The organism is Sphingomonas sp. CFBP 13706, assembly GCF_014842355.1.
Lineage (GTDB): Bacteria > Pseudomonadota > Alphaproteobacteria > Sphingomonadales > Sphingomonadaceae > Sphingomonas > Sphingomonas aerolata.
Genome location: NZ_JACYVM010000002.1, coordinates 640,168 through 651,140, shown reverse-complemented (window position 1 = coordinate 651,140; position 10,973 = coordinate 640,168). Strand labels below are relative to the sequence as shown.

The following is a 10,973-nucleotide window of genomic DNA, read 5'->3' as shown; positions in this document are numbered from 1 at the left end:
AGCAACCAGACCGTGTGGCCGTTCGCTGCGGTGACACCCCTCTAGGGCCCATCCCCAATCCCGTCAAACGCAAATTTCACTTTTATGGCAATTTTTGCAGGCTGGCGCGTTCTGCGCCCCCAACGGCGCGGAACAGGGTCCGGTCAGCGATAAGTGTACGAGCCGGCCGACGAAACGACGCGATCCAAGTGCGTTGCCACTGAGCGGGATCAGGATATTCCATAAGTCGAGCGATTCGAACGGTGAGCCGAGCGCATCACACCCTTCCCCGGTCATCCCCCGCTGAGGCGTTCTCGTTCCTACTTGATGACCAGCGTCTTATCCGAACATCGCCCCGGCAGCACCTCAGGCCCACGCACGTCTTTTGCGACGCGGAGTGCCGCGGCGGACAAGCTCGTCCGGAAGCTGCGCGACCGGCATCCCCTGTCGGCTGCGGAGGAGGTCGCGCTTAACACGTTGCTTGCGGCCAAGGCCGGGCCGATTTGCGGACGAACGGTGTTGCTCGACCGGGGGATGCAGCCAAGCGGGATCCATGTCCTGCTTGACGGCTGGGCGTGCCGCTACACGATGCTCGTCGATGGGCGCCGTCGGATCGTCGCCTTTTATCTTCCGGGCGATGTCTGTGATTTCGACGTCTTCCTGCTGGCGGGGATGGACCAAACGATCGCCTCGATCACCCCTGCACGCGTCGCGGTGGTCGATGCCCCGATGCTGGCCGGGCTTGCGATCGACCACCCGCCCCTGACGCAGGCCCTGTGGTGGGAATCGCTGACCGCCGCCGCGATCCAGCGCGCCTGGACGCTCAATGTCGGGCAACGCAGTGCCAAACAGCGAATCGCGCATCTGCTGTGCGAGTTATATCTGCGAATGGACCGGGTTGGGCTGGTACAGGACAGCAGCTGTGCGCTGCCGTTGACCCAGTTTCATCTGGGGGATGCCTGTGCGCTGACATCCATCCACACCAATCGTGCGCTTCAAGAGCTGCGCCGTGACGGCTTGCTGTCGCTCGAGGCCCGACGCCTGACGATCCACGACTGGCCGGCGCTGGTCGATCTGGCCGCGTTCGACCCCGCCTATCTCCAATTGTCCAAAGAGCCTGGCACGTCCGGCGATCGTGCGGCCCTTGGTTGAACAGCGACCCGGGTGGTGGTCTGCTTCTTCATGGAGGTCCAGCTAAGACGGCGTTAGCGCTCCGGCGCGCCACGCCACCCCGTTAAGCCATGAACGCCCGCTCGCCACAGAGCCGTCTGCAGACAGGCGGTCTCTGGGCGAGCGAGACTAGGCGCGGCCTATTTAACGGCCGCCAGACCTACAGCCGGAAGGACAGCGACGCGACATAGGTCCGCCCGTTCTTGTAGAAGGCCGTGGGCCGATCGGGCGTCGCGTTATACTGGCGATAGGTCTCGTCGAGCAGGTTCTGCGCGTTGAGCGACAGCGTGACCTGCTTGGTCAGATTGAACCCTGCCGACAGATCGAGCTGGTTATACGCGGCGACCATTTCGCGCGAGCCGAGACGGCCGATCGTGCGGAAATACTTCGTCCGGTAATTGTAGCTCAACCGCGTCTGGAACGGTCCGCTTTCGAAATAGGGGATCACGTTGACGGTGTGCTTCGACAGATAGGGAAGGTTGAGATCGGCGCCCGACGCGTCGGTCGAGGAGGTCGTGCTGTCCTGATAGGTATAGTTCGCCTGGAGCCCGAACCCGCCCCAGATCTCGCTTTGCCCGGAAACGAGGATGCCGTTCACCTTCGCCTTGCCGCCGTTGATCGGCTGCGAAACACTGTAATTGTTCTCCAGCCGCCCGGTCAGCGAATTGAACAGCGTCACCCCCTCGGTCCGGGTGGTGATGATGTAGTTGCTGATGTCGCGACGGAAGGCCTCGACCGCGAGCAGGCTGCCCGGACGCGGGTAGAATTCCGCGGTCAGCTCGTAATTGGTCGACTCATACGGCTTCAGATTGGGGTTGCCGCCACCCGCATCGCGCGTCGTATCGTTTTGCGAGATCGATGCCGCCAGATCCTGATAGCGTGGCCGCGAGATCACCTTGGCAACCGCACCGCGGAAGATGAGCGAGGAACTCGCCTCATAGGCGATGTTGAAGCTCGGCAGGAATTTCAGATAGTCGGTCGATGTCGTCGTCGGGGTCGGCACGGGGTTGGGGTTGGCCGCCGTCGACAGCGTCAGCGCATAGTCCGAAACGTCCTTGGTATAGACCAGCCGGCCACCGATATTGCCGCGAAAGCCGCTCTGCTCGAAATTGAGCTGCGCATAGCTCGCCGCGACGGTTTCCTTGACCCGGGTCGACGCGCCGATCTTGCGGATCAGCGGCGAATTGATCGCATTCGCCAGGATATCGATCACCGACTGTTCGGACAGGTTCAGATACTGCGTCGCGTTGCCCAACCCGCCGCTGCCGCTGAATGTGCCGTCCGGAGTCGACGCGGTCGGCACGTTGAGCTGCGATGCAAGCTGCGACGTCGTGAGATAGGTGTTGATGCCGCGACCGTCGATGCGGTTGACATGGTCGGTGACGCGTGCGCCGAGCATCAGCTGCGTGAACGGCCCGAACGAAACCGGGATCGTCGCATCATAGCCGCCGAAGATGTCGCGATCGGTCGTCACGCTGTAATCGAGGCCGCCGATCTGCGCGGCGTTCAGCTGCGTGCCGCCGACCAGCACCGGGCTGCCCTCGATCTGTGCGGGATTGTTGTTCGGGTTGGTGAAGTAGTTTGCGGGGTTGGTCGGGTCGCCGGTGAAGTTGACCGTCGCCGTATCGTTGGTGAAGGCATAGCTGAACGGCAGTCTGGTCTGCACGTTGAACAGATATTCGGGATTGCGCCCGCCCCTTGCCCGGCTCCAGCCACCCGCGAACGACACCTTGGCGCCGTCATCGCCTTCCCAATCCGCGAACAGGTTCAGATTATCGGTTGTCAGCTTGGTCTTGCGGACGAGCGTGTCGAGCTGTGCACTCTGACTCGTGGCAGCACCGAAGGTCGCGGCGTTGACGACCCCGTTGCTGATATTGACCGACTGCAGCACGTTACCCGTCCAGGCCCCGGGAATGGTGTACATCGACTGGCTGTAATTGTCGTAATTGCCGTTGATGTGCAGGCCGTTGAGCGTCAGCGTCAGCTCCGAGCTGGGGCGGTACTGAACGGTGCCCGATACGCTCTTGCGCTCGCGCGTCTGCTGGAAATAGGCGTAGTTGATGCCGAACGGCGACGCGGCCTTGTAGAGATCCGCAATCGTTCCGCCAGTGATGGTCGCACCCGGACTCTTCAGGCTAAGCGTGCCGTCCTGCGCGCGGTTGACGAACGGGCTGTTATAGGTGCCGTCCGCATTCGCCGCGGCATTGTCATAGCCGAAGAATTCCACGCCGGCGCGCGTCAGGCTCTGCTTGTCATAGGTCGCGGCGACCAGCACACCGAACGTCTCCGCATCATTCTTCCAGCTGTACAGCCCCGAGCCGCGGACATTGCCCTTGTCCGAACGGTCGTTGTACGAATAGCCGCCCGACGCGAAGATCGAATTGGCCTTGAGCTCGAGCGGCCGGCGGGTGCGGACGATGACCGTGCCCCCGAGGCTCCCCTCCTCGATCCGCGGTTCGGGCGACTTGTACACCTCGAGCCGGTCGACGAGTTCGGGCGCGAGCAACGAATAGTTGAAGGTGCGGCTCGACGGGTCATTGTCGTTACCGCCCCAATCCGCCGATGCGAGCGCATGACCGTCGAGCAGCATCCGGTTGAGCGCGGGATCGGTACCAAGGATGGCGACCTTCTCGCCCTCGCCGAAGCGCCGATCGATGCTCACGCCGGGGATGTGCGACAGCGATTCGGCGACGTTGCGGTCAGGAAACTTGCCGATCGCTTCGGCGCTGATCACGTCGACCACGGCATTGGCCTCGCGCTTGACCGCGATCGCGCTGCGCAGGCTGCCGCGGATACCGGTGACGACGATGTCGCTGTCCGCGTCCCCCGAGGGGGCGGCCTGCGTGGGAGGTGTCTGAGCGGATACGGGCTGCTCGGCGGCGGCTGGCGGGGCGGATGACGGCGCGGTTTGTGCGCCCGCAGGCGCGATCAGCCCGGCGATCGCGCTGGCGACCACGGCGGTGGATGCGAGCAACATCTGCTTAGGAAAAACCATTGGTCAAAGCCCCTTTTCATAGGCGCCATCGCGCCATCCCGATGCAGCCCATGCCTGCACCCGTAAATCCCGCGAATCGCCCGGTATTCTTTTGGTAGCCAGGTCGATGTCTAGGCGCCGCTACCTATATCAAATTAATTTTCCGAATCTAATGCGAAAATTACCTTTTTATTACCAATTCTGGGAGGGGCACATTCCAGTCCGGCGGTTGCCCCGTGGCTGCGGACCTGACGCCAGCAAGGCCCGGGCCGAGTTCGTTCGACAAGGCAAGACGCGTCAGCGCATCAATTTGCCAAGGTACTCCACGTTTCGGAAGATGGTGTCAGTCGCGAGCCGAAGACACATTCCTTTGCCCGTCGAGGGACTTGCCCACGCTTACTGACAGGCGCTAGCGCATCATGACCCCGGCAGCTGACGCCAAGATCGACCGCAGCGGATCTAATACTCGCTTAGGCTCGCGAGGCATCCGTTGGCGAACCCCGAATAAGGGCAACACTCCGTACCAATATAGGATGTTTGCGGCGTCCACTGAGCCATGCGGTTTGTGCGCGGCGGGTGTCGCTACCAGCCCCAGCGAAAGCGCTGATCAGGCGAGCGCAAAATATCCTCGTAGCGCAATGCTGCGCGCGGCAGCGCCCTGTCCATGGCGCCGGAGCCCCTGCCCATGGCATAGGGCCTGACCAACCCCATGGTCGCGCAATTCCTCCGTGCGGGGGGCGTGCCTACGATTCCCCCGTACCTGCGCCACTCGCGGGGCAGATCGCTCGCCCTATCGCAGGATCGGCAGTGTTGCGGGCTTCCCGGGGAACCGCTCGCATGACAAGGGGTTTCTGAAATTGGCCGTTTTGGCCGTATCCCGGGAGACGATACACAATGACTGATTTTGCCGATCTTGTAGATGGATACCAGCGGTTTCGGACGTCCGACTGGCGCCGCCAGCATGACCGTTGGGAGAAATTGAAAGTCGGACAGGAACCGCGCGTCATGGTGATCGCCTGTTCGGACAGCCGGGTCGAACCCGCGCAGATCTTCGACACGTTGCCTGGTGAGATGTTCGTCGTCCGCAACGTCGCCAACCTCGTTCCGCCGTTCGAGACGGGCGGCGGCTATCACGGCGTTTCTGCCGCGGTGGAATTTGCGGTCACGCAGCTCAAGGTCGGCGAGATCGTCGTACTCGGCCATGGCCAGTGCGGCGGCTGCAAGGCGGCGCTCGCAGGCACGTTCGACAAGGCAGAGCGCGGCCAGGGTGGCTTCATCAGTGACTGGGTGCATCTGCTCGATGGCGCACGCGAGTCCGTCGCCAAGGATCATGCCGATCTGAAGTCTGAAGAGGCTCGCGAGGCGATGGAGCAGGCTGCCGTTCGGACGTCGATTGAAAATCTGCGGACCTTCCCGTTCGTCCGCGATGCAGAGGCTGCCGGCGATCTCGAGATCCGCGGCGCGGTGTTTGCAATCGACGACGGCATTCTGCGCGTGATGGACGAGAACGGCGGATTTACGCCGGCCCAGCCCCGCGCGGACTGATGCCGAGGCCGGGCCGGCAAAAGCGTCGTCGGCCCGGCGGATCCTTAGTTTAAACCTCACCTGCTGGTCGTCGCGCCTCCTCGCAAATAGTCACGGGAAACCGAGACTGTACGCGGGTTGCGGCCCGTCAGATTAGGGCGCTATGTTGCAGGCTTCTGACTGGAGGTCCTATGACGCGCCTTGCCTTGGTTATCGCTGCCGGCCTGTCGGCCGCCACAGCGGCATATGCCGCACCCGATCCCGCGCCGAGCGCCGCCCTGGTCGCGGCAACCAAAGCCGGGACGCGAACGCCCGCGACGGTCGCGCGCGACGCCTTCCGCCACCCCGCCCAGACGCTCGCCTTTTTCGGTGTGAAGCCTGGCGACACGGTCGTCGAGATATGGCCCAGCGGCGGCTGGTATACCGAGATCCTTGCGCCCTATCTCGCGGCCCGCGGCACGCTTTATGCCGCTGCGCCGAGCGAGAAGGGTCTCGCAGCTGTCCGGGCCAAGCGCCAGGCGATGCCCGAAGCCTATCGCGCGCTGCGCTATGCCATGTTCCCGGCGGTCGCCGGCCAGCCGACCGTGCCCGCAGGCTCGGCGGACGTCGTGCTGACCTTCCGCAACGTGCACAACTGGCGGTTCGGGGCCGCCGATCAGACCCAGGCCGCGTTCGACCAGATGTTCGCGATGCTCAAGCCCGGCGGCACGCTTGGCCTTGTCGAACACCATCTGCCCGAAGCGTCGGGCAAGATCGAGGAAGGCAAGAGCGGCTATATGAAGCGGTCGTCGGTCATCGCCTATGCCACCAAGGCAGGATTCAAGCTGGCAGGCGAGAGTGCGGTCAATGCGAACCCAAAGGATACGCATGACTATCCCAAGGGCGTGTGGACCCTGCCGCCCAATTACGCCGAGGGCGATGTTGGCCGCGCGCGCTATGCCGCGATCGGCGAAAGCGACCGGATGACGCTCAAGTTCGTCAAACCCCGTTGATCGCCGCGCAGAGTGTCACCCGCCGCATCCAAGATTTGGAAGCGGCGGGCTACGCTGTTACGACACCCGTGTGACCGCCACCCCACTCCGTTTCCTCGAACGTCTGCCGCTGCTATGGGATCGCCGCGCCATCGCGTACGGCGTTGCGGTCGCCCTCTCCATCGCCGCCTGCGCGATCCGGATCGGCGTCGATCACCTGCTGCCGCCCGGTTTTCCGTTCCTGACCTTCTTCCCGGCGGTCATCATATCGTCCTTCCTGCTCGGGCGCGGTCCCGGTTCAGCGGCTGCACTGTTGTGCGGTGTGCTGGCCTGGTATTATTTCATCGCGCCACGCCAAGGGTTCACACTCGGCGTCGATACCGCGGTAGCACTGCTCTTCTATGCCGCTGTTGCTGCCGTCGACATCGCGCTGGTCCACTGGATGCAGCAGGCCAATCACCGGCTGCGCGACGAGCGCGAACGCAACGCCGACCTTGCGCTGCGCAGCGGGCTGCTGGCCGATCGGACCGAAGTGCTGTTCCGCGAATTGCAGCACCGCGTATCGAATAATCTCCAGATGATCGGGGCCGTCCTCGCGTTGCAGAAGCGCGGTATCGCCGACCCCGCCGCGGCCCTCGCGCTCGACAATGCAGCGACCAAGATCACGCTGATCGGCCGGATCCAGCGGCAGCTTTACGATACCAGCGGATCGCTGATCGCGCTCGACCAGTTCCTCCACCAACTGACTGCCGACGTGATCGAGGCGGGCGGCAATCCTGGTATCGTCCACTCCGTTTCAGCACCGCCCGGCGTCATGCTCCCCCCCGACGCGCTGATCCCCGTTGCGCTGATCATGGCGGAGGCGATCGCCAACGCCATCGAGCATGGACTGGTGGGACGCGATCATGGCAGCATCCGGGTCGATCTCGTCCAGACCACCACGGGGTTGCAACTCTGCGTGACCGACGACGGCGCCGGACTGCCCGAGGGATTCGATACGCGCGGCTCGACGAGCCTCGGTCTGAAGATCGCCACCACGCTAGCGCGACAGCTCGGTGGCAGCTTCGACGTCAGAAGCGCTGAGCCGGTCGGCGCACAAAGCGTGCTGACCATCCCCCATTCCCCCGCAGGACAGCCCCCTACCCCATGATCATCCGCAGCGACGAATTCATCGATATCCCTCGAATCGCCAGCGGCACTCCTTCGAATGATGCCATGCCGTCACCAGGCGGCGTCATGCGCACGCACCTGTTCCGCCCCGCGGTCGAGGGACGCTATCCCGGCGTTCTGCTGTTCTCGGAAATCTACCAGGTCACGGACCCGATCCGCCGGCTTGCTGCCTATGTCGCCGGTCACGGCTTCTGTGTCGCGGTGCCCGAGGTCTATCATGAGTATGAGCAACCCGGGACGGTGCTGCGCTACGACGCGGCCGGCACCGATCGCGGCAACGCGCTGAAGGTCACGAAACCGGTTCCCGCCTTCGACGCGGATGCGGTCGCAGCGCTCGACAGCCTCGCCGCGCACCCCGCCTGTACCGGGCGGCTTGCGACGATGGGCGTCTGCCTGGGGGGCCATCTCGCCTACCGCGCCGCGCTCGATCCCCGCGTCGCAGCGGCCGCGTGCTTCTACGCGACCGACATCCACGGCGGAACGCTCGGTGCGGGCAAGCAGGACGACAGTCTGGCGCGCATGGATGAGCTGAAGGCGGAAACGCTGTTCATCTGGGGGCGGCAGGACCCGCATGTCCCGTTTGCCGCGCGCGAGACGATCCGCGCACGGCTGGAGGAGGTCGGCGCCACTTATGGCTGGCTCGAGGTCAACGGCCAGCACGCGTTTTTGCGTGACGAGGGGCCACGCTATGATCCCGCGCTGTTCGCCCAGACGCTGAATGCGGTCATCGCGCTGTTCAACCGCACCCTCGCCGGATGACGGCGCACCGCCGGTCAGCCGGCTAGGCGCCTCGCGGGCTCCGCCGCAGGAGGCTCAGCGTGGCCACAACCGCGCTGCGCCACGCACGCCCGAGGAATCACCCCAACGGGCCGGCACCACCTGCCCCTTCCAGTCGCCGCCAAAGCTGTAGCGATCGATCACCGCGGGAAGCCGGGCGTAGATCGCCTCGACATTCGACATGCCGCCGCCGAACACGAAGACGTCCGGGTCGACGATATTGGCGATCATCGCCAGCGCGCGTCCGAGCCGATCGACATAGGCGTCGAGCGATGCGACCGCGTCGGCTTCACCAGACCGCGCGGCCTCGACGATCGCGACCCCGTCGAGCATCTTCCCCGACCGAGCGGCATGATCCTGCCGGAAACCGGTCCCCGATATCAGCATGTCGAGGCACCCGCTTTGTCCGCACCAGCAGGACGGACCGGGATATTCCGCCGCGGTCATCCACGGAAGCGGGACATGGCCCCATTCGCCCCCCATGCCGTTTGCACCCTCGACGATGTGCCCGTCGACGACCAGCCCGCCTCCGACGCCGGTCCCGACGATCACAGCAAAGGCCGACCGCGCCCCGGCTGCCGCACCGTCGACCGCTTCGGACAGTGCCATGCAATTCGCGTCATTGGCCATCCGGACCTGACGGCCCAGCGCAGTCTCCAGATCCTCGCGAAAGGCGCGGCCGTTGAGGAAGGTGGCGTTCGAGTTGCGCATCAGCCCGTCGCGCGGACTGATCGATCCGGGCGTACCGACCCCGATCGAGCCCATGGCGCCCGCCTCGCTCTCGGCGCGAGCGATCAGCTCGCCGATCGTCCCGATGGCGTCGTCGTAATTTCCCGGGTTCGGGCTGCGCACGCGGGCGAGGAACTGGCCGTCGGCGTCAAGGGCCGCTGCCTCGATCTTCGTGCCGCCGACATCGATACCGATCTGGATCACTGCATCTCTCTCTGACTTTGGTTTGGAGGCACCCTGCCCGCGAGAAAGATAAAGTCAATTTGCTTTAACAATCAGCCCTTAATCAGGATGGCGTCCGACGGCAGGATCCGGTCGAGAAACGGCAGGATCGCAGCGCCCACGGCGGGCGCATCGCGCGACAGTGTGGCGCGCCGGATCGGTGCACGCGCCGGGATCGTCGGCGCCGCCGCGATCAGCTTGCGCGTCGTTTCCGACGCCAGTCGGTCGAGCACCAGGTCGGGGAGACGTCCGCCGATCAGCACCGCGGCCGGGTTGATCAGGCAGTTGACGGCGGTCAGCGCAGGCACGAGGGCGCTCGCGCACTCGTCGACCCATGCATCCAATGTGCTGCCGAACTGCTCGGCAAGCTCCAGCGCCGGGTCGAACGGCGTGGTCAGGCCCGCCTGTTCGAGCCGCGCGGCAAGTGCGGACAAGGACACCACGTCCTGAAGTACCTGTCCCGGCATACCCGTCAGCGGCAGAAAGCCAAGCTCGCCGCTCCGCGCATCGGCACCGCGATAATAGGATCCGTCAATGACGACCCCGCCCCCCAGTCCTGCGCTGACCAGAATGTAGAAAAAGCTCGCATGATCGAGCCCGCCGCCGAACTGCGCCTCGCCGATCGCCGCCGCCGCCGCGTCATTATCGATATGGACCGACCAGGGAACGACACCGGCGAGCAGTGCCTGGAGGTCGACAGCACCCCAGCATTCATAGCCCGCCGGACGATGCGGCAACGCCACCTGCCCCAGATCGTCGGGCAGTGCCACGCCGACGCCGAGGATCCGGTCGGCGCGCAACACGTCCGATCGCCGGATCTCGGCAATCTCCTTGCCGACGATACCAATGATGTCGTCGGGCATCGCGAACGCGATCTGCTGTGTGAACCGGGACCGGACCTGCCCCGCCAGATCGAGCGATACGAGCGTGACGTGATCACGGTCGATGTTCAACCCGATCGCGAAGCATCCATCGGGGTTGATCCGCAACCGCACCGCCGGCTGGCCGCGTCCGCCCTTGCGGCGCCCGGCATCGACGATGAGATCAGCCTCGAACAGGCGCCCCGTGATATTCGCGATCGTCGGCGCGGTGAGGTTGGTCATCGTCGCGATCTCGGTCCGGGTAATGTCCGGATTTCGACGGATGACCTGGAGCACGACGCGCTGGTTATAGTCGCCCGCCCGTTCAAGATTCGTGCCCGACAGGCTTGGGCCAAGCCGCACCGCGCGCTCCTCCGCAGTCACCCCGCCACCGGCATGCGGCTCGAAATCCGAGAAATCCACGGCTTGCTCCCTCCCCGGAACGTCGAGGCGCGCATCGATGTGATTTCGCGCGCCGCCCCGTCAGTCGCGCGGCCGACGGCCCCAAACGCGATCCTATAGTCCGACATCCACCCCAGCCGGTCAATTGAATATGCCAAGTTGGTTATATCTCCGCACCGGCCCGGCACGGCAGTT

8 protein-coding genes are annotated in these 10,973 nt (G+C 64.6%); 5 read left to right on the top strand and 3 right to left on the bottom strand.

Annotated elements, in window-relative coordinates; all coding sequences use genetic code 11:
* Nucleotides 1-306 precede the first annotated feature (306 nt).
* Entirely contained in the window at nucleotides 307-1,131 is an 825-nt protein-coding gene (locus IFS44_RS06505) for a Crp/Fnr family transcriptional regulator (protein ID WP_192097871.1), read from the top strand.
* A gap of 178 nt (nucleotides 1,132-1,309) precedes the next feature.
* Here IFS44_RS06505 and IFS44_RS06500 read toward each other — a convergent pair whose 3' ends face one another.
* A complete protein-coding gene (locus IFS44_RS06500; RefSeq protein WP_192097929.1) occupies nucleotides 1,310-4,126 on the bottom strand; it encodes a TonB-dependent receptor in 2,817 nt (938 codons plus the stop codon).
* Nucleotides 4,127-5,017: 891 nt separating this feature from the next.
* Between IFS44_RS06500 and IFS44_RS06495 the strand changes: the two genes are divergently transcribed.
* The 4 genes from IFS44_RS06495 to IFS44_RS06480 all read left to right on the top strand — a co-directional run bounded on the left by IFS44_RS06495 (nucleotide 5,018) and on the right by IFS44_RS06480 (nucleotide 8,547).
* Nucleotides 5,018-5,668, top strand: coding sequence for a carbonic anhydrase (locus IFS44_RS06495; protein ID WP_056675036.1), 651 nt, complete (start codon nucleotides 5,018-5,020; stop codon nucleotides 5,666-5,668).
* 170 nt (nucleotides 5,669-5,838) lie between these two features.
* Entirely contained in the window at nucleotides 5,839-6,639 is an 801-nt protein-coding gene (locus IFS44_RS06490) for a class I SAM-dependent methyltransferase (RefSeq protein WP_192097870.1), read from the top strand.
* Nucleotides 6,640-6,709: 70 nt separating this feature from the next.
* A complete protein-coding gene (locus tag IFS44_RS06485) occupies nucleotides 6,710-7,768 on the top strand; it encodes a DUF4118 domain-containing protein (protein ID WP_192097869.1) in 1,059 nt (352 codons plus the stop codon).
* 86 nt (nucleotides 7,769-7,854) lie between these two features.
* Nucleotides 7,855-8,547, top strand: coding sequence for a dienelactone hydrolase family protein (locus IFS44_RS06480; RefSeq protein ID WP_244649952.1), 693 nt, complete (start codon nucleotides 7,855-7,857; stop codon nucleotides 8,545-8,547).
* A 54-nt stretch (nucleotides 8,548-8,601) separates the two neighbouring features.
* Here IFS44_RS06480 and IFS44_RS06475 read toward each other — a convergent pair whose 3' ends face one another.
* On the bottom strand, nucleotides 8,602-9,498 hold the full coding sequence (locus IFS44_RS06475) for an ROK family protein (RefSeq protein ID WP_192097867.1): 897 nt from the start codon (nucleotides 9,496-9,498) through the stop codon (nucleotides 8,602-8,604).
* Between the two features lie 71 nt (nucleotides 9,499-9,569).
* On the bottom strand, nucleotides 9,570-10,799 hold the full coding sequence (locus tag IFS44_RS06470; RefSeq protein WP_192071131.1) for an ROK family protein: 1,230 nt from the start codon (nucleotides 10,797-10,799) through the stop codon (nucleotides 9,570-9,572).
* Nucleotides 10,800-10,973: the final 174 nt, after the last annotated feature.

Bases quoted from the DNA above. Each gene is read 5' to 3' on its own strand.
- IFS44_RS06490 (WP_192097870.1), top strand. From the start codon at position 5,839: ATGACGCGCCTTGCCTTGGTTATCGCTGCCGGCCTGTCGGCCGCCACA.
- IFS44_RS06505 (WP_192097871.1), top strand. From the start codon at position 307: ATGACCAGCGTCTTATCCGAACATCGCCCCGGCAGCACCTCAGGCCCA.
- IFS44_RS06495 (WP_056675036.1), top strand. From the start codon at position 5,018: ATGACTGATTTTGCCGATCTTGTAGATGGATACCAGCGGTTTCGGACG.
- IFS44_RS06480 (WP_244649952.1), top strand. From the start codon at position 7,855: ATGCGCACGCACCTGTTCCGCCCCGCGGTCGAGGGACGCTATCCCGGC.
- IFS44_RS06500 (WP_192097929.1), bottom strand. From the start codon at position 4,126: ATGTTGCTCGCATCCACCGCCGTGGTCGCCAGCGCGATCGCCGGGCTG.